This window comes from Lactivibrio alcoholicus (genome assembly GCF_055390895.1).
In genome coordinates this window covers 1,956,358-1,981,691 of the sequence record NZ_AP042471.1, presented here as the reverse complement: position 1 = coordinate 1,981,691, position 25,334 = coordinate 1,956,358, and the positions used below count along the sequence as shown (strand labels likewise).

General features: G+C 62.9%; 25 protein-coding genes. 8 read left to right on the top strand and 17 right to left on the bottom strand.

Annotated features, from left to right (window positions below):
• Window positions 1–103 precede the first annotated feature (103 nt).
• The 3 genes from ACZ5IU_RS09195 to ACZ5IU_RS09185 all read right to left on the bottom strand — a co-directional run bounded on the left by ACZ5IU_RS09195 (window position 104) and on the right by ACZ5IU_RS09185 (window position 2,814).
• The gene (locus ACZ5IU_RS09195; protein ID WP_464416525.1) at window positions 104–1,054 is read right to left on the bottom strand and encodes a magnesium transporter CorA family protein; all 951 of its coding nucleotides are present in this window, start codon (window positions 1,052–1,054) and stop codon (window positions 104–106) included.
• A gap of 526 nt (window positions 1,055–1,580) precedes the next feature.
• Complete coding sequence (locus ACZ5IU_RS09190; RefSeq protein WP_464416523.1) at window positions 1,581–2,096, bottom strand: hypothetical protein; 516 nt, start codon at window positions 2,094–2,096, stop codon at window positions 1,581–1,583.
• Between the two features lie 166 nt (window positions 2,097–2,262).
• Complete coding sequence (locus tag ACZ5IU_RS09185; RefSeq protein WP_464416521.1) at window positions 2,263–2,814, bottom strand: DUF1294 domain-containing protein; 552 nt, start codon at window positions 2,812–2,814, stop codon at window positions 2,263–2,265.
• A gap of 510 nt (window positions 2,815–3,324) precedes the next feature.
• Between ACZ5IU_RS09185 and ACZ5IU_RS09180 the strand changes: the two genes are divergently transcribed.
• Window positions 3,325–4,782 (top strand): sodium:solute symporter family protein, encoded by a 1,458-nt coding sequence (locus ACZ5IU_RS09180; protein ID WP_464416519.1) that lies wholly within the window; start codon window positions 3,325–3,327, stop codon window positions 4,780–4,782.
• Window positions 4,783–4,841: 59 nt separating this feature from the next.
• Here ACZ5IU_RS09180 and ACZ5IU_RS09175 read toward each other — a convergent pair whose 3' ends face one another.
• From ACZ5IU_RS09175 to ACZ5IU_RS09145, 7 genes are all read right to left on the bottom strand, one after another.
• Window positions 4,842–6,212, bottom strand: coding sequence for a sodium:solute symporter family protein (locus ACZ5IU_RS09175; RefSeq protein WP_464416517.1), 1,371 nt, complete (start codon window positions 6,210–6,212; stop codon window positions 4,842–4,844).
• Window positions 6,213–6,490: 278 nt separating this feature from the next.
• Window positions 6,491–7,456 (bottom strand): branched-chain amino acid ABC transporter permease, encoded by a 966-nt coding sequence (locus tag ACZ5IU_RS09170; RefSeq protein ID WP_464416515.1) that lies wholly within the window; start codon window positions 7,454–7,456, stop codon window positions 6,491–6,493.
• A complete protein-coding gene (locus tag ACZ5IU_RS09165) occupies window positions 7,453–8,322 on the bottom strand; it encodes a branched-chain amino acid ABC transporter permease (RefSeq protein ID WP_464416513.1) in 870 nt (289 codons plus the stop codon). The genes ACZ5IU_RS09170 and ACZ5IU_RS09165 overlap by 4 nt, the downstream gene beginning before the upstream one ends.
• Before the next feature lie 76 nt (window positions 8,323–8,398).
• The gene (locus ACZ5IU_RS09160; RefSeq protein ID WP_464416511.1) at window positions 8,399–9,553 is read right to left on the bottom strand and encodes an ABC transporter substrate-binding protein; all 1,155 of its coding nucleotides are present in this window, start codon (window positions 9,551–9,553) and stop codon (window positions 8,399–8,401) included.
• A gap of 32 nt (window positions 9,554–9,585) precedes the next feature.
• Window positions 9,586–10,293 carry an ABC transporter ATP-binding protein gene (locus ACZ5IU_RS09155; RefSeq protein ID WP_464416509.1) on the bottom strand — a complete coding sequence of 236 codons (708 nt, stop codon included), beginning with the start codon at window positions 10,291–10,293 and terminating at the stop codon, window positions 9,586–9,588.
• Complete coding sequence (locus ACZ5IU_RS09150; protein ID WP_464416507.1) at window positions 10,283–11,059, bottom strand: ABC transporter ATP-binding protein; 777 nt, start codon at window positions 11,057–11,059, stop codon at window positions 10,283–10,285. The genes ACZ5IU_RS09155 and ACZ5IU_RS09150 overlap by 11 nt, the downstream gene beginning before the upstream one ends.
• Window positions 11,056–11,826, bottom strand: a complete 771-nt coding sequence (locus tag ACZ5IU_RS09145) for an IclR family transcriptional regulator (RefSeq protein WP_464416505.1) — start codon at window positions 11,824–11,826, stop codon at window positions 11,056–11,058. Before ACZ5IU_RS09145 ends, ACZ5IU_RS09150 begins: the two co-directional genes overlap by 4 nt.
• Before the next feature lie 611 nt (window positions 11,827–12,437).
• Between ACZ5IU_RS09145 and ACZ5IU_RS09140 the strand changes: the two genes are divergently transcribed.
• From ACZ5IU_RS09140 to ACZ5IU_RS09110, 7 genes are all read left to right on the top strand, one after another.
• Window positions 12,438–13,340 (top strand): sulfurtransferase, encoded by a 903-nt coding sequence (locus ACZ5IU_RS09140; protein ID WP_464416503.1) that lies wholly within the window; start codon window positions 12,438–12,440, stop codon window positions 13,338–13,340.
• A gap of 4 nt (window positions 13,341–13,344) precedes the next feature.
• The gene (locus ACZ5IU_RS09135) at window positions 13,345–14,040 is read left to right on the top strand and encodes a TVP38/TMEM64 family protein (RefSeq protein ID WP_464416501.1); all 696 of its coding nucleotides are present in this window, start codon (window positions 13,345–13,347) and stop codon (window positions 14,038–14,040) included.
• Window positions 14,037–14,969: a lysylphosphatidylglycerol synthase transmembrane domain-containing protein gene (locus tag ACZ5IU_RS09130; RefSeq protein WP_464416499.1), complete on the top strand. Its 933-nt coding sequence runs from the start codon at window positions 14,037–14,039 to the stop codon at window positions 14,967–14,969. The genes ACZ5IU_RS09135 and ACZ5IU_RS09130 overlap by 4 nt, the downstream gene beginning before the upstream one ends.
• Window positions 14,966–15,427, top strand: coding sequence for a C-GCAxxG-C-C family protein (locus ACZ5IU_RS09125; protein ID WP_464416497.1), 462 nt, complete (start codon window positions 14,966–14,968; stop codon window positions 15,425–15,427). The genes ACZ5IU_RS09130 and ACZ5IU_RS09125 overlap by 4 nt, the downstream gene beginning before the upstream one ends.
• Before the next feature lie 102 nt (window positions 15,428–15,529).
• Window positions 15,530–15,865 (top strand): arsenosugar biosynthesis-associated peroxidase-like protein, encoded by a 336-nt coding sequence (locus ACZ5IU_RS09120; protein ID WP_464416495.1) that lies wholly within the window; start codon window positions 15,530–15,532, stop codon window positions 15,863–15,865.
• Window positions 15,866–16,873 (top strand): arsenosugar biosynthesis radical SAM (seleno)protein ArsS, encoded by a 1,008-nt coding sequence (arsS, locus tag ACZ5IU_RS09115; protein WP_464416493.1) that lies wholly within the window; start codon window positions 15,866–15,868, stop codon window positions 16,871–16,873. It begins immediately after the preceding gene.
• 46 nt (window positions 16,874–16,919) lie between these two features.
• A complete protein-coding gene (locus tag ACZ5IU_RS09110) occupies window positions 16,920–18,227 on the top strand; it encodes a TIGR04283 family arsenosugar biosynthesis glycosyltransferase (protein ID WP_464416491.1) in 1,308 nt (435 codons plus the stop codon).
• Between the two features lie 167 nt (window positions 18,228–18,394).
• Here ACZ5IU_RS09110 and ACZ5IU_RS09105 read toward each other — a convergent pair whose 3' ends face one another.
• From ACZ5IU_RS09105 to ACZ5IU_RS09075, 7 genes are all read right to left on the bottom strand, one after another.
• Window positions 18,395–18,772, bottom strand: a complete 378-nt coding sequence (locus ACZ5IU_RS09105) for a cyclodeaminase/cyclohydrolase family protein (protein ID WP_464416489.1) — start codon at window positions 18,770–18,772, stop codon at window positions 18,395–18,397.
• 5 nt (window positions 18,773–18,777) lie between these two features.
• The gene (gene ftcD / locus ACZ5IU_RS09100; protein WP_464416487.1) at window positions 18,778–19,689 is read right to left on the bottom strand and encodes a glutamate formimidoyltransferase; all 912 of its coding nucleotides are present in this window, start codon (window positions 19,687–19,689) and stop codon (window positions 18,778–18,780) included.
• Between the two features lie 82 nt (window positions 19,690–19,771).
• Complete coding sequence (locus ACZ5IU_RS09095) at window positions 19,772–20,818, bottom strand: DctP family TRAP transporter solute-binding subunit (protein ID WP_464416485.1); 1,047 nt, start codon at window positions 20,816–20,818, stop codon at window positions 19,772–19,774.
• Between the two features lie 110 nt (window positions 20,819–20,928).
• Window positions 20,929–22,203 carry a TRAP transporter large permease gene (locus tag ACZ5IU_RS09090; RefSeq protein ID WP_464416483.1) on the bottom strand — a complete coding sequence of 425 codons (1,275 nt, stop codon included), beginning with the start codon at window positions 22,201–22,203 and terminating at the stop codon, window positions 20,929–20,931.
• Between the two features lie 13 nt (window positions 22,204–22,216).
• Window positions 22,217–22,756, bottom strand: a complete 540-nt coding sequence (locus tag ACZ5IU_RS09085) for a TRAP transporter small permease (RefSeq protein ID WP_464416481.1) — start codon at window positions 22,754–22,756, stop codon at window positions 22,217–22,219.
• A 15-nt stretch (window positions 22,757–22,771) separates the two neighbouring features.
• Window positions 22,772–23,920, bottom strand: coding sequence for a M20 family metallopeptidase (locus tag ACZ5IU_RS09080; RefSeq protein ID WP_464416479.1), 1,149 nt, complete (start codon window positions 23,918–23,920; stop codon window positions 22,772–22,774).
• Window positions 23,921–24,006: 86 nt separating this feature from the next.
• Window positions 24,007–25,212, bottom strand: a complete 1,206-nt coding sequence (locus ACZ5IU_RS09075; RefSeq protein WP_464416477.1) for a PucR family transcriptional regulator — start codon at window positions 25,210–25,212, stop codon at window positions 24,007–24,009.
• Window positions 25,213–25,334: the final 122 nt, after the last annotated feature.

Sequence of the window (25,334 nt, the reverse complement as noted above, 5' to 3'; positions counted from 1 at the left end):
GTATGCAATTCGCGGAGTGTCAAGAGGAAAAAATGAAAAAAGTCCCGGAAAAGATCTCCCGGGACCCGTTATGACAATTGCGGTATGGAAACGGCGCCGGGACTCAAAGCATCCGTTTCCTCCAGAGGAAGTACGCGGCCCCGCACGCGAGGACGAGGGAGAGTCCGGTAACGAATGTGAATCCCATCGGATGTCCTGTGAACGGAACCGGGACATTCATTCCGAAAAAGCTGCTCACGGCCGTCGGAATCGCCAGAAGGATCGTCATCGAGGCGAGGAATTTCATGACGATGTTCAGGTTGTTGGAGATGATCGACGCGAACGCGTCCATCATGCCACTCAGGATGTTGCTGTACATCTGGACCATTTCGAAGGCCTGGTCGTATTCGATCTTGACGTCCTCGAGGAGATCCTCGTCCTCCTCGCGAACCCTGATGAGTTCGTGCATCTGGGAATTCGAGCAGAGGCGGATGAGCTTGTCGACGACCGCGCGATTCGCCCGGAGGGCGGCCGTAAAGTAAGTGAGTCCCTTTTCGAGGTCCAGAAGCTGGAAAAGCTCCTCGTTCTTCATCGACATGCGGAGGTTCCGCTCGATCTGGTCAGACTGACGGCTGATCTGCGTCAGGTGCTTGAGAAAAAGCGTCGCGGTCTTGAAGAGGATCTGGAAGAGAAAACGGGTCCGCTTGTAGGAGCAGAAGCCATTGATATTCCCGGGTTTTCTCGGAAGGATGTCGTTCTCTTCGAGGCAGACCGTCACGATATAGTCGGCCGTGATGACCACACCGAGCGGAATCGCGTCATAGTTGAAATTGCCGCATGCCTTCGGCGTATTGATGACGACGAGGATCGCGTTGTCCTCGACCTCGATGCGCGACGTTTCCTCGACGTCGAGGGCCGCGACGAGAAGATCCCTCTGAACTCCGGTAATCTTCGAGATCGTCTCCAGTTCCTCGCGAGACGGAGCGACGGCATTGATCCAGGACCCGCCGATTGCGCCTTCCGGCGCGAGCGGCTGCGATTCCTTTTCCGAAAAGCTCTTGACGATTGACAGCATCGATACCACCCCTTGTACCCAAAGATCGCGCGCGTTCGTCGCTCGTCGTCCGGGCGGCAGAACGCAACGCACCCGTGCGCGTTTCCGCACGGGAGAACGAAGGGTGGGCCTGAAAAGAGGAATCCTCTGCGATCTATGGGAATTTCGCGCCTCTCCTCATGCCCGGCAGGCGCCGGACATGGTCGGAACCATGAGGGGGCGCCGGAGATTATTCGGGTACTACAAAAGCGAAACAATGAAAACCGCACAACGGAACTTTTTGGCTACTGTCGCTTTCCATTCCACATCTCCTTCCCGTCCTGTGTGACACCGACCCATAGTGATTGTACTCGCCCCGATCACAATCGGCAAGGGGGGTAATCTGCGCCTCATGGAGTGCATTGAGTGCGAAAAAAGGCCTTCTTCGCGTTCATGCTTCTTCTGAGGGTTCTTTTCTAAAAAAAACGACGGCCCTTCCGGTCTCCCGGAAGGGCCGTCCGATTCCAGCAGCGCAGGAAACCCGCTACCGGCCCGAAACGACGCGCCCCTACTTCGACGGGACAGAAGACGGCGCGACCGCCTGCGTACCCTGCGCGGGAACCTGAACGTTCGCCGCGGCGTTTTCCTTCACCTGTTCCGCGAGCATCCGCTCGAAGCGCCACGCGGCCATCTCGGAGCGGAGAGACTGGATCTTCGCGAACAGATCCCGCGCCTTCGCCTGATCGACGGGATTCTCCATCATCGCGAGTCTCAGCTGAAGACGGGTCTTTTCCATTTCGGTCATCTTCGTTCTGAGCTCGGCGGGGACATCCATCCGCCCTTCACGCCGTCCCATCATCTTCCGTCCCCCGAAGCGGCAGTCTCCGTCATCGAAGCTCCGCATCATCCGCGATCCGCGAAACCCGCACGGTCCCCCACAACCGGACGCACCTCCCTGAGCCATGACGCACTCGCCGCCCGCCGCTCCGCACACCCCGCGCCCCATGCCGGGGCCGTACGCAAAGGCGACACCCGCGACAACCAGAACGACGACCGCCGCTCCCGCAAGAACCATTCGCTTCATCTCTCGCACCTCCAGTGGATTTTCCGATATGGCGCAAGTGTACGGTCCGGAAGTCGCAGGGACATCGGCAGAATACTCCAGCACAGTATGCGTACTTCTACGGGGTGTACAAAATCCGGCGAAGGATTCCTGCGCGAGATCGCGCAAAACGGTCGGACAGGGCGATCTATCTCCGCGCCCACCACAGGTACGCGAGGATCGCAGCCTGAATGACGACGACACCCCACGAAATGTATTGGAACGTTTTCTTCGAGACCTTGTGACGGAAGAGCCGCTGCGCCAGGAGGCCGGCCGGAGAACCTCCGAGGAAGTCGAGACCGTGCAGAATCCACTCCGGCACGCGGATCAGGTCGGTTTTCGAGATGACCTTGTCGTAGCCGTACATCCCGAACGTCACGACGTTGATCGAGAGAAGATACGCACGGACCGGATGCCACCGGAAGCGGAAGATGAGGTACGACGCGGCCGTGACGATCAGGAGAGCCGCCGTCGCGCCGAAGATCCTGTAGGGCGAGAGCTGCATCCCGAGCGTCGTGACCGACGTCGCGGCGAGCCCCTTCTCGGTCTTTTCGTACGCGAATTCGACGCGCACGCCGACGGCGGGGTTCATGTTCCCCGTGACCTTCGTCCCGTGGAAGAAGACGTCCCCTTCAAGCCCCTTCGCAGCGATAAAGCCGTACCCCTCCCCGGAATCGTACTTCACGATAACGCCCTTCATGGCGTCTGCGCCCCCTTTCGGCAAGAGTGTGGATAGGAGTAGTATACCCCCGTCCGCCTCGTCACACGAAAAATACGGCGAACTCCCGGCATCCTGGGAGGGCCGAGTCCGACGACACAACGAAAACTATCCGCTTGACAGCGTCCCGACAGCGTGCTACTCTACCGCACAATTCGAACCATCGGAGGTTTTTCGTCATGCAGCAGGCACAGAAGAGAGGGCAGCTCGTTTCCTACGTCTACTCCTATACGTACGCTCCGCGCCGTTACGACGCCGGAGAGGTTTGGACGTGTCCCCGGAGAGCCTGATCTTCTGAACGAAGTTTCAACTCCGCAAGGGCCGCCGACCAACCGGGTCGGCGGCCCTTTTTTTATTTTCGTGGAGATTTCTGGAGGTGGGAGTCATGCAGGGTATGGACGGTTGGGTGCTCGTATCGGGAGCGTCGCTTCTTTTCGCGTCGTTGTGGTCATTGTTCCGGCTCGTCCGGCCGAAACGGCGGAGGGTACGGGGATGGGCGCGCTGACCTGGGGACTCTGGATCGGGTACGCGGCGCTCCTCGTCTGGCTGTCGCGCTCGGGGCTCGGACGGCACGCACTCGCGCCGGGACGCGTCGGCGTCATCGTCCAGGCGTTCGCCTACGTCGCGACGTACGTCTCCGCGGTCGCGCTCGTTGGTTTCGCAGGGCTCTGTCACCGGTACGGACTTCAGATGCTCCTTATCGCCGCGGGCAACGTCTGGCTCGGCGTCTGGTTCGTCTACCGCTTCCTCGCATGGCCGACGAGGCTGCATCAGCGGCGGCTGGCGGCGAAGACCCCGGCGGAACTTCTTTCTCGCGCCTATAACGCCCCGCTTCTTCAGCCATTCCTCGGAGGCCTTTGTTCGGCGCTTCTCGTCGTGTACGGTTCCGCCGTCCTCAAAGGTGCGGCGATCATGCTTTCGGGCGCACTCTCGATTCCGGTCACGCATGCTCTCATTCTCGCCACTGCGTTCGTGAGCTTTTCGGTTATCGTCGGCGGCCTCCGGGCCGTCCTCTACACGGAGGCTTTCCAGGGAATGGTGATGGTAGCCGGAGTTTTCTTTCTCTTTTTCGCGACACTCCGCGCCGTCGGAGGTCCGGTCGAAGGTCTGAACGCGCTTGCGGCGCTTCCGCCGGTCTCGTCCGCGAACCGGGGCTTCCTCTCGCTCTCGGGCGGTGAAGGCGGTATGGCGATCCTCTTCCTCGCGTTCGTCACATCGGTCGGCGTCTGGGCACAGCCCCAACTCATCCAGCGCCACTTCGCGCTCGAAAGCCGCCGCGACGCGCGCCGCGCGATTCCCGTCGCGATGCTCGCGATGGCAGTCGTCGTGGGCGGAGCCTACCTCGTAGGAGGTCTATCGCGGCTGATTCTCGGCGGACAGGCTATTTCCCCGGACGACGTCATCCCGACGCTCACGCGGATGCTTCTCCCAGAGGCCGGACGGCAGCTCTTTTCCCTTGCGATCGTCTCGGCATCTCTTTCTACCGCAACGGCGCTGCTCCACGTCTCGGCGGCCGGAATCGGGCGCGATGTCGTCCGGCGAAGCCTCGAAGCGCGCGAGTGGCGGGCGTTCGTGCTCTTCGCCGCGATCGCCGGAGGCGTTCTGGCGATCAGAAGCTCGTCGCTCATCGCGTGGATCTGCGCGACGAGTTGGAGTCTCGTCGCCTGCGCGATCCTCGTTCCATACCTCGCCATGCTCGCGGGGCTGGCCCGCGCTGGACGCTTCGTCGCATGGGCGTCGTCGCTCGGAGGACTCGGAGGATGCGTGCTGTGGTATGCGTTCGGCTATGCGTCGACGTCCGTGAAGATGACGGGGCTCTCCGCTCCCGGACTCTGGGGCGCGCTTCACCCGCTCGCCGTCGGACTTGCGGCATCCGCGCTTTCTTTCGCAGTTGTCGCGCTCGTTCCGGCCCTCGCCCGGAAACTCGCCGGAGACAGCGCGCCAGTATAAGGAGAAAAAACGTTATCCGCGGAAGAGACGGCAACACGGACACGCCTCTTCCGCGACTCTCAGCGGGGTCTCCCGAACGCGATCACGGGAACGAGACACAGGGCCGAAACTGCGAGGCCGACGAAGAGAGGCTCGATGCCGGGAAGGATCAGCGGGGCGAGAAGCATACTCCCGAGGCCGCTCGTGGAAAGGAAGAACGCACTCCGACGCGTCAGCGCTCCGGGATGGAAGATCGCCATGATCAGCGGGAGGAACATCCCCGCGCCCCGGAGCCCCATGCCCACGTAGCTCAGCTGGAGGATCAGGCTCCCTTTCAGCGCAAGTGCCGAAATCGCCGAGATCGCGACGACGAGAACCACCGCCCCCCGGCTCATCCGCAGAACGCACGCGTCGCTTCCGTTCGCGCCGGGAATCTTCATATATAAATCGCGAGACAGGTTCGTCGCCACGCCGAGCGTCAGCCCCGCCGCGCCGCCGACGACCGTGATCGCGAGCCCCGCCCAGAGTGCACCTGCGACTGCGGGTGAAAAGTGCGCATTCAGAAAAAAGGGAAGCGCCTGTGCGGCGTCGACCACGACGCCGGACGCCCGCATACCCGAACCGATCCACACCCCCATGAGCCCCAGCGGAGGAATCAGGACGGACGCGACGAGGCAGCCCATTCGCGCGGCGCCTTCATCCCGGGCGGCGAAAACCGCCTGCATGTAGATCTGCGTGCACAGCACACCGATGAGGAGCGACACGCACGCGCCGACATCCACGCCGACGCCGCGCTCGAAGACGCCGAACCACGGCCGTGCCGCGAGATCGTGCGCGAAGTCGTTGGGCGAGAAACCCAGAGATATCGTCTTCGCCGTACAGAGGGCGAGCAGAAGATACAGGATGGCCGTCTTCACGTTGCCGATAACGCTGAAGCTCTTGAGTCCGCCCGTGAAGATGAACGCGAGGATCATGGCGGACAGGGCCGCCGTCGCGCCCCCCCGCGACACGGGAAAGACCGACTGGAGCAGGGCCACGCCCGCGATGAACTGCGCGATGATGGAAAGCAGCGTCCCGAGCGACGAACCGGCGAGCGTCAGAAGTGCCGTCGGCGCGCCGTACTGCCTCTCGATGAATTGTGGCAGCGTCACGAGTCCCGACCTCCGGACCGGACGCGCGAACCACAGCCCCAGAACGAGGCACCCGATGCCGCTCCCGAGCGTGAACCACCATCCCGACAGACCGTAGAGGTACGCCATTTGCACCGTGCCGATCGTCGACCCGCCCGCGACGAGCGCCCCCATGACGATCCCCGTGACCGAGAGCGGCCCGGCTCTGCGGTTTGCCATTTCGTAGGCGTTTGCGCTTCGGACCTTTCCCGACGCCGCCGCCCCGGCCGCGCAGAACGCGACGATCACGCAGAATGCTGCGAGCATGAACAGAGGCGTCATGGAATCACCTTCGGGGAGCACGAAATACTTCGGAGCACGATCGATCGCCACATTTCGTTCGGGGATTGGAAGCGGAAAGACGCATTCCGGGGTTCATTATCGCCGCTTACGAACAATACGGCCAGTAGTTGCACAATAGACAGAAGGTTCATTTCGCGCCGGCATATCCGACGAAACAATATTGTGCCTTCGTTCCCACACACAGAAAGGCATCGAAGATCCGTTCGAAGACGAATCCCCGATGCCTTTGCGAACCGCAGCATAGTTGGGACGGAGTGCTACCCCCGCCGCTCCATCCATTTGCTCTTTATCGTTCCCCAGACGCCCAAGGGCAGCCAGATGATGAAGATCACGAGCGCGACGCCGTAGATCACGAGGCGCAACGAGCCGGCCATTCGCAGGAACTCGGGCAGCAACGTCAGCGCGACGGCGCCGAAGACGGGGCCGAAGAGCGTCGTCATGCCGCCGAAGATGATCATGACGAGAAGGTTGATGGACTCCGCGATCGTGAAGGTGACGGGGCTGATGAACAGGATGTAATGCGCGTAGAACGACCCCGCCATTCCCGCGAGCGCGCCGCCGAGCGTGAAGGCGAACACCTTGTACGCCATCGCGTCCACGCCGATCGACCGGGCGAGTTCCTCGTTCTCGCGGATCGCGATGAGCGCGTTGCCGATGCGCGAGTTCACGAGGCGATACAGCAGGAACGCGACCAGTCCGACGAAGACGAGCCCGAGGTAGTAGTAGTCCGCGCGCGTCTCGAACGAGAGCGTCAGTCCGGGCAGCGAAATCGGCGACGGCCTCGGGATGCCGGGGACGCCCATCGGGCCGTTCGTCAGCTCGATCCAGTTGTTCAGGATCAGCGTGACGAGAACGCCGAAGAAGGCGGTCGTGATCGCGAGGAAGTGCCCGCGAAGGCGCAGGACCATCTTCCCGATGACGAACGACAGCAGCCCCGCGACGGCTCCCGCGCACCAGATCGTGACCCAGAAGGGCAGGCCGGACTTCAGGCTGATCAGCGCGGAGGCGTAGGCCCCGACGCCGTAGAAGGCCGCGTGCCCCATGGACACCTGGCCGGAGAAGCCCACGATCAGCGCGAGCGACATGGCGAGGACCGCGTAGATTTCCGACATGACGAACATGTGAAGGTAGTAGTCCAACGAGAAGAACCGCGGCACGGCGCAGAGCAGCGCCGCTCCGGCGAGTCCGGCGAGCCATTTCGCCCCGGTCATGCGTCCGTTCATCGTCCGCTCCCTCCCGTCAGCCCCTGCGGCTTGAGCATGAAGAGCAGCACCAACAGCAGGAAGGGGTATGCGTCCTTGTAGGCGTACGATATGAAGCCGCCCCCGAGGCTTTCGGCGAGGCCGATCATGACGGCCGCGACGATGACGCCCCGGATCTTTCCGAAGCCGCCGAGCGCGATGATGATGAAGCACTTGAGCGTGACCGAGAACCCCATCTCCGGCGAGACGAAGAACATCGCGCCGACCATCGTTCCGGCGGCCGCCGCGAGCGCCCCGCTGATCGCGAATGTGACCGTGTAGATCCTGGAGACGTTGATTCCCGCGAGCTGCGCCGCGACGCGATCCTGCGAAACCGCGCGCATGGCCTTGCCCGTCCGCGTGCTCTGGATGAACCAGGCGAGAAGCGTGACGAGCGCGACGCCGACGACGAGCACCATCAGGCGTTCGGCCGTGAGGTGCAATCCGAAGAACCGCAGGTGGTAGTCGGCGAGGCCGGATTCGATCTTTTGCGGGTCGGCGCCGAACAGCAGCAGCGCGAGGTTCGCGAGCGCCGTGGACAGGCCGAACGAGAGGAGCATGCTGTTGATCAGCGGCTTGCCGACGATCGGGCGGAAGACGGCCCGTTCGATGATCGCGCCGATGATCCCCATGCCGATCATCGCGATCAGGAGCGCCGGGAAGAAGGAGACGCCGAGCCCGGACATCGAAAACAGCGCCATGAAGGCGCCGAGCATGTAGAACTCTCCGTGCGCGAAGTTGGCCACTTCGAGGATCCCGAAGATGAGCGACAGCCCGAGCGCGATGAGCGCGTAGATGCACCCCAGGATGATTCCGTTCAGCGCCTGTTGCAGGAAGACCATGAGCATTCCGGCGATTCCCTCCCCGTATGACGGAGCCGTTCCCGCGTCGCGCGCGGAAACGGCCCCCGCAAGCTGTACCGTATTACTCCGCCATTATGGGTCCGGCGACGATTTCGAACTTCCCGTCCTTGACGGCGATGATGTATTCCCCGATCTGGAGCTGGTTCTTCGCGTCGAAATGCGCCTTGCCCTGCGGACCTTCGTATTCGATCTTCGCGAGCGCCTCGCGGACCTTCGCCGTGTCGGTCGAGTCGGCGTTTTTCACCGCGATCGCGACCATGTGCGCCACGTCGTACCCGGCCTGCGCGTACTTCTCGGGCGGGATGTTGTAGCGCTTCTGGTAGTCGGCGACGAACTTCTCCGCCTTCGGGGTCTTGATGGACGCGACGAAGCGGCTCGCGCCGATGATTCCGTTCGCCTTGGCCTTGGCCAGTTCAAGGAACTTCGGGTTGAAGGTTCCGCTCGTGGGATCCATGACGGTGATCTTTTCCTGGAGTCCCATCTCGTGGAACTGATTCACGACGCGCGACAGGTCAACGGTCTCGCCGAGCAGGCAGAGCGCGTTGGCCGGAGACGCCTTGAGCTTCGTGATGATGGGGTAATAGTCGGTTTCGCCCTGCTGGAAGTACTCCGTGTAGACGACCTCGCCGCCCAGGTCCTTGACCTTCTTGCCGAACGCGTCGACGGAACCCCGGCCGTAATCCGTGTTCACGCCGATGAACGCCCACTTGTCCAGCTTCTTTTCCTGTACGGCCCACTTCGTGAAGGCCTTCGCGATCATCTCGGAGCTGTCGCATCCGCGGAACGTCCAGACGTTCCCAAGCTCCGTGATCTTCGGGGCGAGGGAGATCGGGGTGATGAGCGGCGTCTGGGAACGCTTCGCGACGTCCATCATCGCGAGCGTGCCGGAGCTGCCGAAGTCGCCGATGACGGCGACGACCTTCTGCATTCCGACGAGCTTCTCCATCGCCGCGACCGCGGTGGCCGGAACGCCCGCCGAATCCTCGACGAAGAGCTCGATCTTGTGTCCGTTGACGCCGCCGGCCGCGTTGATCTCGTCGACCGCCATCTTGACGCCGTTGAGCGCCAGTCCTCCGTCATACGCCAGCGTCCCCGACGTCGGCATGACTACGCCGACGCGCACATTCCCGTCCGGCAGGGCGGCCCACGCCGCACACCCGAGGGACAACAGCGCCGCCACGCACAGAACCGACCGCAGAATGCCCTTTCCTCTCATTTCCCCGTCACCTCCATTAGTGTTTTTCCGGGTCATACGCCCAGATAGGATTTTCGGACCATATCGTTTTTCAGAAGCTCCGACGCCTTGCCCGAGAGCGCCACGCGTCCCGTTTCGAGGACGTACGCCGCATCGGCCAGCCCGAGCGCCATGAAGGCGTTCTGTTCCACGAGAATGATGGTCGTTCCCGAATTCCGGATTTCGCGGATGATATCGACGAGGTGTTCGACGACGATCGGGGCGAGCCCGAGCGACGGCTCGTCGAGCATGAGCAGCCGCGGGCCGGACATGAGCGCCCGTCCGATCGCGAGCATCTGCTGCTCCCCGCCCGAGAGGCTTCCGGCAAGCTGCGCCGACCGCTGCTCCAGGATCGGAAAGTGCGCGTAGACGCGCATGAGCCGGTCGCGAACGAGCGTCGCGTCGCCGACCTGGAATGCGCCCATTTCGAGGTTTTCGAGAACGGTCATCCCCGGCCAGACGCGGCGTCCTTCGGGGCACTGCGACAGGCCGAGCCGGACGATTTCGTCGGACGGGAGCCCGTCGATCCGGCGGCCGTCGTACTCGATTTCGCCGGAGATCGAGCGCAGAACGCCCGAGACGGCCATCATGAACGTGCTCTTTCCGGCGCCGTTCGCGCCGATCAGGGTGACGATGGACCCCTCCGGCGCGTCGATATCGACCGAGGAGAGGGCCTGGACTCGGCCGTAATGGGCGCTCAATCCCTTCACGCTAAGAAGCATGGCGGAACCCCCGTCCCAGATAGGCCTCGATGACCGCCGGATCGCGGGAGACCTGCGCGGGGCTCCCCTCCGCAATCTTCCGCCCGTAGTTCAGCACCGCGATGCGGTCCGATATGGAGATCACGAGATTCATATTGTGTTCGATCAGGAAGACCGTGATCTTGCGCTCGTCCCGTATGCGGTAGATGATGTCGATGAGTTCTTTCGTCTCGACCGGGTTCAGGCCCGTCGCGGGCTCGTCGAGGAGCAGAAGCGCCGGATTCGCGGCAAGCGCGAGCGCGATGGAGAGCATCCGCTGCTTGCCGTAGGGGAGGTTCTTGCCGAGATGCGCCGCCCACGGGGCGAGGCCCGTGAACTCCAGGATCTCGCGGGCGCGTTCCCGGACCTCGCGGGCTTCGGCGCGCGCGTCGGCCCCGCCGAAGACGATGCTCCCGAGCCCCGCCTTCAGCCGCGTGTGGAACCCGATCGCGATGCTGTGCTCAACGGTCGTCTCCGCGAAAATATTGGTCTTCTGGAAGGTGCGAACGAGCCCCAGCGCCGCGATGTCGTGCGGCGGCAGGCCCGTGACGTCCCGCCCGCGGAAGGAGACGGTCCCCCGGTCCGGGGCGAGGAATCCGGTGATCAGGTTGAACGCGGTGGTCTTTCCCGCTCCGTTCGGACCGATCAGCGTCATGATTTCCCCCTCGTTCACGAAGAGGTCCACTCCTTCCACCGCCTTGAGTCCGCCGAAAGAGATGGAAATGTCCCGCGCTTCGAGAAGCGTCATTCGTCTCCCCTCCTGCCGGTCGACGCCGTTGCGGAAAGCCGTCGCGGAAGAATGCGCCGTGCGGCGGCTTCGAGTTCCCGCAACATTTCGTCGATCCTGTCTTCGATTTCCGTCCGGGCTCCGGCGACGCTGAGCCCGGCTATCAGGTTGCCGTCGTCGTCGAGAATCGGAACCGAGATTTCCGCCGCTCCGGGAGTGAGCTCCTCGATACTTCGCGCATACCCGCGCGCGACGATGCGGTCGAGTTCCTCGCGAAGCGCCGGCGCATCGACGATCGTCGTCGGCGTGAATCGTTCGAGAGGTTGCGAAAGGACCCGTTCCTGAACGCGTTCGGGACTGAAGGCGAGGAGAATTTTGCCGCACGCGGCGGCATGGAGGGGGAACGTTTTGCCGACCTCGGCGACGAGCTTGAACGTCCGGACGGGCTCGACCTTGTCGATGCATCGTCCGCAATCGCCGTCGAGGACGAGAAGGAGCACCGTCTCCTGAGTCCGGGCGGAGAGATCCTCGAGAATATGCCTCGTCTGGTGAACGAGCTCGAAGCGGAGCCTCCACGAATTCGCGTAAGCGAGGAATCGCAGCCCGAGGCGGTATTTCTGCGTTTCGGCGGTCCTGCGCACCCATCCTGCCGTCTCCAGGGAGGAGAGCATCCGCTGGACGGTACTTTTCGGGACGTCGACCATCCGGGCGATGTCACGAATGCCGAGTTCGTCTTTCTGTGCAAGCAGGAGGTCCATCAGAAGCGTGACGCGTTGAACGGAATCCATTCGGGCGACACATCCTCTCAAATATGGGACACCTGTCCTGAATTTTACAACTCGCGGCGAAATTGTCAAGCAAATTCTCCATCTCGATATCGACTGTCTTTCGGGGAAGGGATTGCGGACTGGGACGGAAACATCGGGGGTACGTTCATCGCCCGAAAGGCGAATTTTCGAAACCTGGCGGGGAAGTCGATATCCGAGCGGAGTACTGTGCTATTGATCCGCTTCGCCTTTTTTGGTACAGTATTCGAGATTTGCTTCCATATATGGTCCGTCGCAGATAAAGATGCGGAAAGGAGGTCTTTCGGGTGATGTCCATGGTGTGACGCCGCAACGGTTCGATGCACGGGGTGCATTCGGCCGACCGGAAACGCACAGTGCAGGCATCGGAGCCCGGAAGATTCCCGTTCTTTTCGGACTGACCTCTTCCTCATTCTTCCCTTTCTGACGTCCTGTTCCACCTCCAAAAAAACGTTTGGCGGCGTTCTGTGCGCCCGTCCCGATCCGTTTCGGGGCAGGGTCGTGCCGTGTCTGCCATGTTCCTCGGCGTGATCGGCGGAGACAGCGTTCTGTCTTTCGTACTCCAATACACAATCTGAAAGGGGATCTTTTTTGTGAAGAAATCTCGCGCATTGCGCTGCATGCTCGCTTTCGTCCTCGTGTCCATATGTCTCGTCTCCGCGGCTTCGGCCGCGATGTCCGCGAAAAAGGCGGAGTACTTCGTCGATGTCGCCTGGCTCGCCGCCAATCTCGACAAGGTTGTCGTGCTCGACGCCCGGTCCGACAAGCATTACGCAGTCAGCCACATCCCCGGCGCGATCCACTCCACATGGACGAACTGGACCGACAGGTCCAAAGGCAAGCAGGGAGACAAGGGCTGGAACGTCACGATGGAGAAATCGAAGCTCGAAGCTTACGTGGGATCGCTCGGCATCGACGGAAGCAAGCCGATCGTCGTGTACGGCGATCCGAGCGGACTGGCCGAGGACGGCCGCGTGATGTGGGAGCTGCGCCTCGTCGGCGTGAACGCCGTCAAACTGCTCGACGGCGGCTTTCCGGCATGGAAGGCCGCGGGCAAACCCGTGACGGCCGACGCGCCGAAGATCCGGCCCGCGAAATTCGCGTTCTCTGCGATCCACGAAGAGTATCGCGTGCTGTTCGACGAGATCAGAACGAACCCGAAAAAGTGCGTCATTCTGGACACGCGCTCCCGCGACGAGTACATCGGCAAGATCAACCACGGCGAAAAACGAAACGGGCATATTCCGGGTGCGGTCTTCATGGCGTTCAACGAACTGTACCACGACGACGGAACGGTCATGGACGTCGACGAGATCCAGAAGCATCTCGAGTCAAAAGGCGTGAAGAAGGACCAGTGCATCATCACCTACTGCACGATCGGCATCCGCTCCGGGTTCACCGCACTGATGCTGCGAATGGCCGGGTACGACGCGCGGAACTACGAGGCGTCCTATTCGGAGTGGGCCGGCGACGCTTCGCTGCCGATCGAGAAATAGCGGCATGAAGGATTCGAAGCTTCGCCTGTTCCTCTGGCTGTCCGTTGCGGTGCTGGGCGGGTTCGCGATCCTGTACTTCACGGTTCCATCGTTCGCGCTGTTCATCAATGAGAGTACGTCCATTCTCGTCACGGCGGACATCAAGCGGATGCGGATCTACATACGGAGCTTCGGCGCCATCGCTCCACTCGTCTCCATGGGAATCATGGTCTTCCAGTCGATCGCGTCGCCGCTGCCCGCATTCGTCGTGACGTTCGCAAACGCGTGGGTGTTCGGCTGGCAGCTCGGCGCGGTGTATTCGTGGACCGGGGCCATGATCGGCGCGGCGCTCTGCTGGGCGATCGGCAAGGGGTTCGGCCGTCCGGTGGTCGAAAAGATGGTCGGGAAAAAGGCGCTCGACACGTCGGACAGGTTTTTCGAGAACCACGGAAGGCACGCGGTCTTCATCGCGCGATTGCTGCCCATCATGCCCTTCGACGTGATTTCCTACGCGGCCGGCCTGACCACGATGGGCTTCTGGGGGTTCTTCTGGGCCACGGGCCTCGGCCAGCTCCCCGCCACGATCCTGTACTCCTGGTGGGGGGAGAAGATGACCACGTCGGGAAAGGTCTTCCTGTGGGGCATCGCGGGATTCCTGACGCTTCTCACGATCGCGTGGGCACTCAAACAGCGGGCTTCGCGAAAGAGCGCGAACGCATGAACGCAAAAACGCTTTGCGTCAGGATCGCCGTTTCGGCGACGATCCTGATGCTTCTGTGTCGGGGTCTCGACCGTAACGGTCTGCTCCGTCTCGTCCGCGAGGCGGATCCCGGGTGGATGGCTCTGGCGGCCGCGTGGGTCGCCGCATCGATGGCCATCAGCACGGGAAAGTGGCGTCGCCTGCTGCTCGCACAAGAGATTCCCGTTTCATGGGGAACGCTCTGGCGCAGCTACTGGGTGGGACTCTTCTTCAACAACTTTCTGCCTTCATCGGTCGGTTTCGATGCGATACGCATCCTGACGCTGCGCGACGAAGGGCGGACGCCCGGAATTCTGCTCTCGGTCGTCGTCGAACGGCTGCTTGCGCTCGCGGGACTCGCCCTTGTCGGCGCGATCGCCGTCGCGTCCGGAAGAGCCCCGGCCGGCCTCGGGGCGCTGTTCGCGGTCGGAGGCGGCTTCGCCGTCGCACTGGTCGCGCTCGTCCTGTTTCCGCCCGCCCTGCCTTCGGGTCGGTCCGGAACGCGGATTCTCGCAAAAATCCGCGCCTTTCTCTCCGAGACCGCCGGCGAAGGCCGGCGTCTGCGCGCGCACCCCAGGACGCTGCTTTCGGGCATTCTTTGGGGAGCCGCGTTTCAGCTCACGGTGATCGCCGTCAATTACTCGCTTCTTCGCGCCTTTGGCGCGTCCATCGGTCTGCTCGAAGCGTGCGCCGCTATTCCGGCTGTTTCCGTCGCCGCGATGATCCCTCTTTCGATCAACGGCTTCGGCTTCCGCGAAGGAGCGACCGTATCGCTGCTGGGGTTCTACGGAATCGCGCACGAGACGGCCTTCGCGGTATCGTTGTCCTTCGCGCTCCTCGTCGCCGCCGAGAGCCTGTACGGCGGACTCCTGTGGATCGCGCGGAGCGCCGGGGAAAGGAGCAACGCATGACGTTCGCGGAACGTGCGCGCGAGTCGGCCCTGCGCGTGATGAAAGAGCGGGACAATTGCGCGACGGCCGTTCTGCTCGGCGTCGCCGACGCGTTCGGGGTCGGGATTCCGGAGCCGCTCGTCGATTCGAGCGGTTTTCTGCGCGAGGGCATGTTTTCGGGCTGCTGTTGCGGCGCGCTTTCGGGAGCCATGATGGCGAGCGGCGTCCTGAACGGCATTCGGCCGCACCCCCTCGGCGCGCAACTTCCGAAAGCGCTGCACGACGCCTTCCGGGAACGCTTCGGAGCGACGTGCTGCCGGGCCATTCGCGCACGACGCACGCTGCTGCAGCGGATCGGACGGAACGCCTGCCGCGACCTGACGGCCGAAACCGCCGCCATGACGGCGGATTTCTGGGCACCCGTCTTCGAGGAAGCGCAGAGGCGCGCGAAACGGACCCCGGACATCGCGAAGACGTAGCCCACGACTCCATGCCGCCTCGCTACGCGCCTCTGGAAAGCGGCATGGAGCCTTCCCGTGGGAATGGCCGCAAGAATTTCATTGAAGGAGGTATTCGATATCATGAGTCAGGAATACTACGATCCGGCGGATTTGCAGGACTTTCCGAAAATCGGCGAGGTCGCGTCCGTCCAGGGGGAAAAATTCTTCGCGTATTACGCCGCCGCGACATCCGCCGGCAGGCTCTCCGAACGCGAGAAAGCGCTGATCGCGCTCGCGGTCGCCACGGTCCGCCATTGCCCCTACTGCATCGACGCCTATACGAACAAATGCCTGTCGCTCGACGTCGACGAAAACGAGATGATGGAGGCGATTCACGTCGGCGCGGCCATGGTTGCGGGCGATACGCTCGCGCACGCGACGCAGATGCGCAAGATCGTCCGGAAAAAGGGGATGTAGATGGATCTCCGCGAGCAGCACGCACTTCTGGACGGCCTCGACCACCCCGAATCGTTCGCGGACAGGCTGCGTTCGTGCGGCGCCTATCCTTTGCGCGCGGCTTCGGTGGAGATCCTGCAGATGAATATCACGCGACGGTGCAACCTGTGCTGCCGTCACTGCCACGTCGAAAGCTCTCCCGCGCGCGCCGAGGAGATGAGCCGGGAGGACATGAAGGCATCCTTGCGCGCGGCCGCGCACCCTTCTATAACGACGCTCGATGTCACGGGCGGCGCGCCGGAGATGCACCCGAATCTCGAATGGTTCCTCCGCGAGGCCGCTATGATGGGAAAACGGCTTCTCGTCCGCAGCAATGCGGCGATTCTGCTCGACGCACCCTACCGGCATTTCGCGGACGTCTACGCGGAGACCGGCGTCGAAGTCGTCGCGTCGCTGCCGGGACTGAGCCGCGAAAATACGGATCGCATGCGCGGACCGGGAGTCTTCGACCGGATTATCGCGGCGCTCGTTGAACTGAACGCGCGCGGCTACGGGAAACCGGGTTCCGGGCACGTCCTCGACCTCGTCCACAACCCCGTCGGCGCGTTCCTTCCCGCGTCGCAGCAGACGCTCGAAGACGAGTACAGAATCAAGCTGCGGCGCGATTTCGGCATCGAGTTCAACCGCCTCTACTGTCTGACGAATTGCCCCGTCGGCCGGTACCTCGATTACCTCAGACGCAGCGACAACCTCATCGACTACATGAACCTTCTGCGGCAATCGTTCAATTCCGCCGCGGTCGGCAACGTTATGTGCCGCACGACGGTTTCCGTGGGAAGCGACGGTCGTCTCTTCGATTGCGATTTCAATCAGATTCTCGACCTTCCGCTTTCGCACCCCGCACCGGGCCGTATCGGAGACTTCGACTACGACGCACTCGCTCGCCGCGAAATAGTCGTCCGCAGCCACTGTTTCTCCTGCACCGCGGGAGCGGGGTCCTCGTGCCAGGGAGCGCCTGCGGACAAGTGACGCGAAAGGCCGCGCAGGATTTTGCGCATCGCTCCGCAATGACGCCATGACCGCCCCGAAACTCGTCGTTCTCGCGAAGTATCCCAGGCCCGGAGAGGTCAAGTCGCGCCTGATCCCCGCCCTCGGAGCCGACGGGGCCGCGGAACTCGCCCGGACGTTCTTCGAGCGGACCGTCTCGGAGGGGGTGAGGGCATCGGAGCTGCTGGGGATGGATCCCGAGGTGCGCGGCAGCGGCGCGCCGGACGCGGCGTTCCGCGCGCTTCACCACGGCGCGTGGCGCTATGCCGACCAGGGCGGCGGCGACCTAGGGGATCGACTTCTGCGAAGCTGTCGCGAGGCGGCCGCCTCCGGCGCGCCGTCCGTCCTGTTCGTCGGAACCGACTGCCCGGATCTCGACGCTTCCGTCTGCGACGCCGCGCTGAAGGCGCTCCGGACGCACAGGGTCGCTCTCGCTCCAGCGACGGACGGCGGGTATGTGCTTCTCGGGCTCCGGCTCGAAAAGAAGGACGATCTGCCGCGGATGCTTTTCGACCGCATCCCGTGGGGCACCGACCGCGTCGAGCGCGAAACGCTCGGCCGCCTCGCCGGCGCCGGTATCCGGACGGCGATCCTGCCGACCTTCTCGGATGTGGATCGTCCGGAGGATCTCGCATCCCTGCGGCGGGAGGATCTCCCCATTTCCGTCGTCATTCCGGCGCGAAACGAGAGCGCGTCCATAGCGGACGCCGTGCGTTCGGCACTGTACGGACGAGCCGTCGACGTCATCGTCGCCGACGGCGGCAGCGCCGACGACACGCGCACGCGCGCCCGGGAAGCCGGATCGCTCGTCGTGCAAAGCGGTCCGGGGCGCGGGCGACAGCTCAACGCGGGAGCCTCCGAAGCCGCGGGGGAGATACTGCTCTTCCTCCATGCGGACACGACGTTGCCCCCCGGATGGGCGGGGCGCATCCGGCGCGCGATGGACGATCCCGGAACGGCGGGAGGCGCGTTCCGTCTGTCGTTCCGGAACGCGTCGCCGGGTCTCGCGCAGGTGGCGCGCTGGGCGAACGTCCGCGCCCGACGCTTGGGCGTCCTCTTCGGAGACCAGGGAATTTTCGCGCGCGCATCCGTCTTCCGAAGTCTCGGCGGTTTTTCGGACGAACCGCTCATGGAGGATCTCGCGTTCGTCCGCGCGCTGCACGCGTGCGGGCGCTTCGAGCTGCTCCCGGACGCGGTCGAAACGTCGGGGCGACGGTACGAGCGGAACGGCGTCTTCAGAACGTGGCTCCTCCACCAGCTGCTGCTCGCGGGCTGGTTCGCCGGCATACCGGGCGCAACGCTCGCGCGCCTGAGAACGCGTTTTTCCCACGGATAGACCGGCCGCGTACCAATGTGTCTTCCCGATACGTCGGAAGTCGTCCGGAACGCCGCGGACCGGACTTTCGGTCCGCGATGCTCCGGACGACATGGGGGCACGTACCTGTCGGGAATGTCGCGCCATGAGCCGAATGCGAGAATGCGTCGAAAGAACGGCGGCCGCCTTTACTTCCCTCCGCCGAGGGTCTTCCGGATCGCGTCCCGGGCGGCGCGTCCCCGTTCGAGAAGCTCGCGGACCTTCCGCTCCTGCTCCCGGACGAACGTCTCGTCGCGGATGGATCCCAGGTTGATGTTCAGGTTCATGACCGCGCCCTCGACCCCGGCGAGCGATGCCGCCAGCTCGTCGGCACGTTCGCGGATTTTCGCGGCGAGCGGCCAGTATTCCTCGTAGCCCTTCTTTCCGTCGGTCAGACGGCAGACCATCGCGACCAGCCCCGCGGCCAGGGATCCCGAAAGCGCCGAGGCGCTTCCGCCGCCCGGTGCGGGCGAATCGGACGCCAGCTCCCTGACGAATGCGTCGACGGACAGCGACGACAGCTTCACGGAGACTACTCCTCGCCCAAGGCGAGGATGTTGTTTTCGAGGATCTGCTTTTCGTCGAAATCGACGAGGCGCAGGAAATACTCCGCCGCCGAAAGCAGGTCGCTCTGGTGGAGCGTTCCGCAAATCTGCGTTCCGACCACGGAGAGTCCGTACCGGCGCGCTTCGTTCTCGATGAGCTGGAAGGTGCGGTAGATCGGCGTGCTGTCCGTATCGAACATGTTCATGGACACGGCGACGTTGTCGTGGTTGTCCGGCTTGAACGCCACGGCGCGGATCGTGCTGAAGCCGCCGCTGGGTCCGCGCATCATCTTCGCGATGCGCCTGGCGATTTCCATGTCCGTCGTGCTGAGCAGCACGTTGATCGCGACGAGATTCTTCGCGGCCGCGCTCACGATCGTCGCTCCGGCGGTCGGATGAAGCTTCGCCGGTCCGATGTCGGGGGCGCGCTCCGGCAGGTACGCCACTTCCTTCAGACCTTCGTACTGCCCCTTCCGGATGAACGCGAGCTCCTTCCGTTCCGGCGTGCGCGCGTTCTCGCCGCTGAAGTAGATGGGAACCTGGTAGCGCTCCCAGACCTCGGCTCCGATTTCCTCGGCGAGGTCTTTCACCTCTTCGAGGGTGATGCCGCGAAGCGGGAAGAGAGGGATCGTGTCCTGGGCACCGATTCTCGGGTGCTTCCCGCGCTGTTGTTCCATGTCGATGAGTTCGTAGGACTTCCCCGCCATGCGGAGCATCGCCTCACGAAGCGGCTCCGGCTCCCCGATGCACTCGATGACGGTTCTGTTGAAGTCCGAATCGGGATAGTATCCGATCAGGCGGACGCCTTTCGTCCCGCGGACCTGGTCGACGATCGTCTCGAAAACGTGTTTGTCCTTGCCGTTGCTGAAATTGGGCACTGCGTGGATGTATTTCGTCACGAAATTCCTCTCCTTACGAATGGGTGTCTTCCCGGACGAATCAGGGCGGCCTTTCGGGCCGCCCTGCGAATCCGCCCTCGGGTTATTTCATCGACGCTTCGACTGAGGCCATCTCCTCGCGGAACTGTGCGAGCAGCTTCTTCGCGAATTCCGGGTTCCTCGAAAGCTGGAAGTACGTCTCGTCGGCCTTCTTGGCGATCTCGCGGAACGCGGCGCGCTCTTCGGCGGTCAGTTCGACGAGCTCCTGCCCGGGCTTGAATTCCTTGACCATCATTTCGAGACGCTTCGTGTTGAGGTCGTCCTGAACCTTCAGGATATAGGGGCGAAGCTCCTCGACGCTTTCGAGGACGATCTTCCGGATGTCCTCGGGAAGGCCCTTGAGGAACTGGAGATTCGCGAGATTCTGCATGACGTAGATGTTGTGGCGGGACGCGATCAGACACTTCTGGACTTCCATGAACTTCATTTCCTGAACGATATACGGCGCGTTCTCCTGCCCCTCGACGGTCCTGAGCTGGAGGGCGCTGTAGAGTTCGTTGAACGAAAGCGGCGTGGGGTTCGCGCCGTAGGCCTTGTATGCCGCGACGAGAAGTTCGGAGGGCATGACCCGGAACTTCACTCCCTTGAAGTCGTCGGGCTTGCGGATGGGTTTGTTCGCGGTCCAGTACATCGCGCCTTCATTGAAATAGGCGAGGACCGAGAGCCCCTTCTTTTCGTATATTGCGTTGAGTTCCTGGTTCAGCGCCTTGCTCGTCGCGAGGAATGTGTCGTTGACCTTCTGGTTGTCGCTGAACAGGAAGTGCAGTCCGAAGAGCTGGTTTTCCGGAACGATGGAACCGGACTGGCCGGGTCCGGTGAGGCAGAATTCGACCGCACCGTTCAGCGTCAGTTCGAACATCTCGGTCGGAGATCCGAGCGTCCCGGACGGATACACGTCGAGCTGGATCGCGCCTTTCGATTTCTCCTTGAGGAGGCGCGCGAATTCATGGGCGTACATGTCGGCGACGCTGCCCGCGATTTCCTCGCTCGCGATCCTCCACTGGTATTTCGGAGCCGCGATCGCCACGTTCGATACCGCCATCATCAGAAGAACCGTCACAGCTATGCAGGACATCCACTTGCGCTTCACTGCTACCCCTCCCTTTCGATTTCGGAACCTTCGCCGGATTCCGGCCTTCATGGAACACACCTTTCGGGGACAGATCCTTTCGTTTCCTTCGGCAACACCCCCCGGGCGACTCAGCGTACGGCCATGTCGCGCAGGAAGAGCGCGATCTGCGGGAACATGATCAGCAGCGCCGATACCGCGACCAGCATCGCGATGAACGGGAACACGCCCCGGACGACGTCGATGTATTTCTGCTTGAAGATGGCTATCGCCGTGAAGATGTTGCATCCGAACGGCGGCGTCGAGGATCCGATGGCCGCCTGCAACGTCACGATCGTTCCGACAAGCACGTTGTCGAGCCCCGAAGCGACGATCGCCGGCTTGAAGATCGGCGTCAGGATCATGATGACGACGACGGGATCGACGAACATGCATCCGAGGAAGTACGCGAGCGACAGAATCGTCAGGATCCGCGCGACCGACGGCGCATCGCCCAGAAGCGGCGGAAGGATGAGGTTCGGGATCCGCGCGAACGAGACCGTCCACGAAAACGCCTGTCCCATCGCGATGAGAATGAACACGATCGCCGTCACGACGCCGGTCCGCAGCGCGATGCGCGGGACATCGCGGAGCGTGATCGAGCGATAGATGAAGTATTCGAGGATGAACGCGTACAGCACCGAGATCGCGGCCGCTTCCGTAGGGCTGAAAATCCCGGAATAGATGCCCCCGAAGATGATGACGGGGAACGAAAAGCTCAGGAACGCCCGCCTGAGGGCAATCATCCGTTCGCGCCATGGGGCCTTCGGCATACTGTGCCCCTCGCCGGAGACGAGATAGCAGTAGACGCAGAAGAACAGCCACATCAGGAGCCCCGGTCCGACGCCCGCGATGAAGAGTTCGCCGATCGAACAGCCGCCGACGACGCCGTAGACGATCATGTAGACGCTCGGCGGAATCAGCAGCGCGATTTCCGCGGCATTTATGATGAGTGCCGTCGAGAAGGACGGAGAATATCCCGCGTCGAGAAGCAGGGGTCTCATCGGTCCGCCGATCGCGACGACCGTCGCCTGCGTCGAACCGGAGACCGCGCCGAAAAGCGTGCACGCGGTCGTCGCGGCGATCGGAAGACCTCCGCGTTTGTGCCCGACGAATTTGACGACGACGCCGAGAAGTCGTTCCGCTATTTCGCCCGACGTCATCAGGTCGGCCGCGAAGATGAACATCGGGACCGCGATGAGCGACACCGACTGGACTCCGCCGATGATCTGCTGTACGAGCATCGAGGGATTCACTCCCTGAAAATACACGCCGACCGTCACGAACGCGCCGACCGCAAGCGGCACCATCATCGGGAACCCGAGGAGCAGCAGGAACATCATGATTCCCATCATCAGAAGAAACATCGGGCCCCTCCCCCTAGACTTCGTAGGATTCCGAGGTTTCCTGCCCGTCGGCGAGCGTCGGGGAGATGTAGACCTCGTGTTCCCGCAGATTGCGGATGAACGTCGCGACGTACTGGAGCCCCGTCATCACGAATCCCACCGGAACCCACAGGATGACGAGATACAGCGGGATCTGGAGTCCGAGCGTATGGCGCTGCGTTTCGACGAGTTTCATCGTGTAGACGCCGCCGTACCACGCGAGATAGAACATCAGCGCGGCCGTTCCGGCCGAGATGACGAGCATGAGTCCCTTCCTGCCGCGCGGCCCGAGCGCGTCGAACAGCGCCGTCATCCGGATGTGCGCTCCCTTGCGCGCCGCGTAGCTCGTGCCTATGAACGTCACCCATACGATCGCGAACTGGGTCACCTCCTCGGCCCAGGAGAAGCTGTGCTGGAAGAGGTTCCGGCCGATGACGTTCGCGATGGCGACGAGCGCCATCAGGATGATGCTGAAGGAAACGACGAAGCGCTCGAATTTCTCCGCCGCCAGGTTCACCGCGTCTATCACATGCATTCGAATCGCACTCCCTTACCGCGTCGCAAGATATTCCGAGAGGACGTCCGCGATACGGACGACGCTCTCGGGACGGACATACTCGTCGGGCTGATGGAAGAAACCCTCGTCTCCGGGACCGAGCATCACGAACGGGACGCCGAGAGCCGGGACGAGAATCGAGGCGTCCGTGAAGTAATGGACTCCGCACGTCTTCCACGCGAGGGAGCGTGCGGCATAGATCGATCTGAAGGACTGTACGAGCGGGGCGTTCTCGTCCATTCCGATCGGAGGACGGTTGTTCGTGACCTCGATGGAGATCCTGAGTCCTGGTTTTTCCCGCTCGACGCCTCTCGCGAGCGCCGAAACGCCGGTCAGAAGGGTGTCGTGATCGACGCTCGGAAGCGTCCTGATGTCGATCGTCCCCTCGCAGCACTCGGGGACGACATTCGGCATATCTCCGCCCCGCAGCGTCGTAATCGTGCAGGAAGAGCGGCCGAGGAGTTCGTGTTTCCTTTCGGTTCCGAGAAGCGCCCTGATCCGGTCCGCAAAGGAGGAGAAAATCCCGAGGGCGTTGATCCCCGATTCGGGCATGGCGGCGTGCGAACTTCTGCCCTGAACGCGCACGCGCAGCCAGATCGCCCCTTTTTCGGCGAGGCCGATCTTCTCTCCGGTGGGTTTGACGACGACGAGCTCCTCGACTCCCGCCAGATATCCGCCGCCGACCAGGGCCTTCGCTCCCGTGCCGCCGACCTCTTCGTCGGCCGTGAAGCAGAAGTGAACCGTATTTTCCGTCCGGACACAGCGATCGAGCATCCGACGCGCCGCGAGGATCATCGACGTCAGGCCGCCCTTCATGTCGGAGGCGCCGCGCCCGAAGACGCATCCGTCCGACTCCTCTGCGCCGAACGGCGAACGGGTCCAGAGCGCCGCGTCCCCGATCGTGATGGTGTCCATATGTCCCGTGACGGCGACCGAACTTCCGGGTCTTCGTCCGCGAAAGGTCAGGACCAGGCTCGCGCGGTTCCCCTCATGCCCGATGAATCGCTTTTCGGCCCGTTCCTCCGGGAAAAGCGACGCGATGTAGACAGCCGCGTCGCGCTCGTCTCCCTCGGGCTGGACCGTCCGTATCCGGATGAGCTGTTTCAGGATCTCGGCCGCCGTGCGTATCTCCGTCCGTTCCACGAATACCCCTCCTTTGCGTTCTCAGGGTACCCGTTTCCGCTCGGAGGGGCATCGTCATGGCGTGAGAATCACGTTCCGGCTTTTTGTCACTTGTTGACAAAACCATCCTTTTCGGGGATGAGGTCGAGCAGGCGAAGGGCGAGACCGACGCGGAACCTCGAAGCCGCGTCATCGGGGTCGATTCCGAGGATTTCGCGGAGGCGGGCGTAACGATACTTGATCGTGTTGTAGTGGAAGCACATCTTCTCCGAGACGGCCCTGACGTTCCAGTTACACGCGTCCAGCATCCGGAGCGTTTCGAGAAGATCGGAGGCGGAGGAGACCATGTCGTCGAGCAGCGGTCCGAGAAGGTCGGCGCACAGGCGTCCGGCCTCGGGAGTCCGCGACATCAGCGACAGCAGGCGGTATTCTCCGAGGGAATCCCAGAAGATCGCTCTTTCGCCCGGAAAGACGGCGGATTGGACCGCGGCCGCGTACAGCGCCTCCCCGTGGCTCCGGGAGACCTCCGTCACGTCTCGCGCACGACCTCCCGCCGCGACCGATACCGAGAGGCCGAATTCCCTGGAGAACTCGTCCCCGAGGGACGCGGCGAACGACGATATGTTCTCACGGACACGGCCTCCCGGGGAATCTTCCGAAGAAAGGGGAACGATGAAGACGAGACATTGCGTCGTCACGGTATAGACGGTTCTCGGGAAAAAGGCTTTCAGGCGGGCGCGGGTCAGCTGTACTACCGCCTGAACGCTCAGCGGATCGGCGCTCTTCCCCCGCCCGTCGGAAACACGGACGATGACGACGAAGATCGTCCCTCCGAGATCCCATCCGAAAGACCGGGCCTTTTCGAGGGCCTTCTCCGCGTCCGGTACGCGCCCGTTGAGCAGATCGAGAAGGAATTCGTCGCGCTGTCCGAGCTCCGTCTGTCTGCGGCTCAGGAGACGCTCCGTATGGAGCGTCAGGGCGATGCGGAGATTTTCAAGCAGACGCCCCGGGATGTTTCCGACGCGGTCCCTTCCGTCGTTCGGGACGTTCAGCACGAGAATTCCGGCGGAGAGATCCCCGATCCGGATTTCCATCGTCCGGTAGAGACGAAGAACTTCCCGGAGAGGATAGATCTTCGTCGCCTCGCGAAAGCTCTCGGACTGCGCGCTGACCCAGAGCTTGCGGTTCAGCGTGTCGTGAAAGGCCAGATCGAGACCGGTCGCGCACCGGAAGAAATCGAGGAATTCCGCGACGTTCCCGCCTTCGAGCAGGATCGCCGCGAACGGAGCGAACGAATGAACGTCGTCTTTCATCGGTTCTCTTCCGGCCTCCTCCACCGGTGGGTTCGACGCGCCGTACCCCCTCTGCACGTTCCTTCGGACATGGACTGCGCCATGAAACGCGACGGGACGGAAGAAAGGAAAGACTCGGGCGC

Coding starts and splice junctions, on each gene's coding strand:
- ACZ5IU_RS09195 (WP_464416525.1), bottom strand. CDS start 1,054: ATGCTGTCAATCGTCAAGAGCTTTTCGGAAAAGGAATCGCAGCCGCTC.
- ACZ5IU_RS09190 (WP_464416523.1), bottom strand. CDS start 2,096: ATGAAGCGAATGGTTCTTGCGGGAGCGGCGGTCGTCGTTCTGGTTGTC.
- ACZ5IU_RS09185 (WP_464416521.1), bottom strand. CDS start 2,814: ATGAAGGGCGTTATCGTGAAGTACGATTCCGGGGAGGGGTACGGCTTT.
- ACZ5IU_RS09180 (WP_464416519.1), top strand. CDS start 3,325: ATGGGCGCGCTGACCTGGGGACTCTGGATCGGGTACGCGGCGCTCCTC.
- ACZ5IU_RS09175 (WP_464416517.1), bottom strand. CDS start 6,212: ATGACGCCTCTGTTCATGCTCGCAGCATTCTGCGTGATCGTCGCGTTC.
- ACZ5IU_RS09170 (WP_464416515.1), bottom strand. CDS start 7,456: ATGAACGGACGCATGACCGGGGCGAAATGGCTCGCCGGACTCGCCGGA.
- ACZ5IU_RS09165 (WP_464416513.1), bottom strand. CDS start 8,322: ATGCTCATGGTCTTCCTGCAACAGGCGCTGAACGGAATCATCCTGGGG.
- ACZ5IU_RS09160 (WP_464416511.1), bottom strand. CDS start 9,553: ATGAGAGGAAAGGGCATTCTGCGGTCGGTTCTGTGCGTGGCGGCGCTG.
- ACZ5IU_RS09155 (WP_464416509.1), bottom strand. CDS start 10,293: ATGCTTCTTAGCGTGAAGGGATTGAGCGCCCATTACGGCCGAGTCCAG.
- ACZ5IU_RS09150 (WP_464416507.1), bottom strand. CDS start 11,059: ATGACGCTTCTCGAAGCGCGGGACATTTCCATCTCTTTCGGCGGACTC.
- ACZ5IU_RS09145 (WP_464416505.1), bottom strand. CDS start 11,826: ATGGATTCCGTTCAACGCGTCACGCTTCTGATGGACCTCCTGCTTGCA.
- ACZ5IU_RS09135 (WP_464416501.1), top strand. CDS start 13,345: ATGAAGGATTCGAAGCTTCGCCTGTTCCTCTGGCTGTCCGTTGCGGTG.
- ACZ5IU_RS09130 (WP_464416499.1), top strand. CDS start 14,037: ATGAACGCAAAAACGCTTTGCGTCAGGATCGCCGTTTCGGCGACGATC.
- ACZ5IU_RS09125 (WP_464416497.1), top strand. CDS start 14,966: ATGACGTTCGCGGAACGTGCGCGCGAGTCGGCCCTGCGCGTGATGAAA.
- ACZ5IU_RS09120 (WP_464416495.1), top strand. CDS start 15,530: ATGAGTCAGGAATACTACGATCCGGCGGATTTGCAGGACTTTCCGAAA.
- arsS (WP_464416493.1), top strand. CDS start 15,866: ATGGATCTCCGCGAGCAGCACGCACTTCTGGACGGCCTCGACCACCCC.
- ACZ5IU_RS09110 (WP_464416491.1), top strand. CDS start 16,920: ATGACCGCCCCGAAACTCGTCGTTCTCGCGAAGTATCCCAGGCCCGGA.
- ACZ5IU_RS09090 (WP_464416483.1), bottom strand. CDS start 22,203: ATGTTTCTTCTGATGATGGGAATCATGATGTTCCTGCTGCTCCTCGGG.
- ACZ5IU_RS09085 (WP_464416481.1), bottom strand. CDS start 22,756: ATGCATGTGATAGACGCGGTGAACCTGGCGGCGGAGAAATTCGAGCGC.
- ACZ5IU_RS09075 (WP_464416477.1), bottom strand. CDS start 25,212: ATGAAAGACGACGTTCATTCGTTCGCTCCGTTCGCGGCGATCCTGCTC.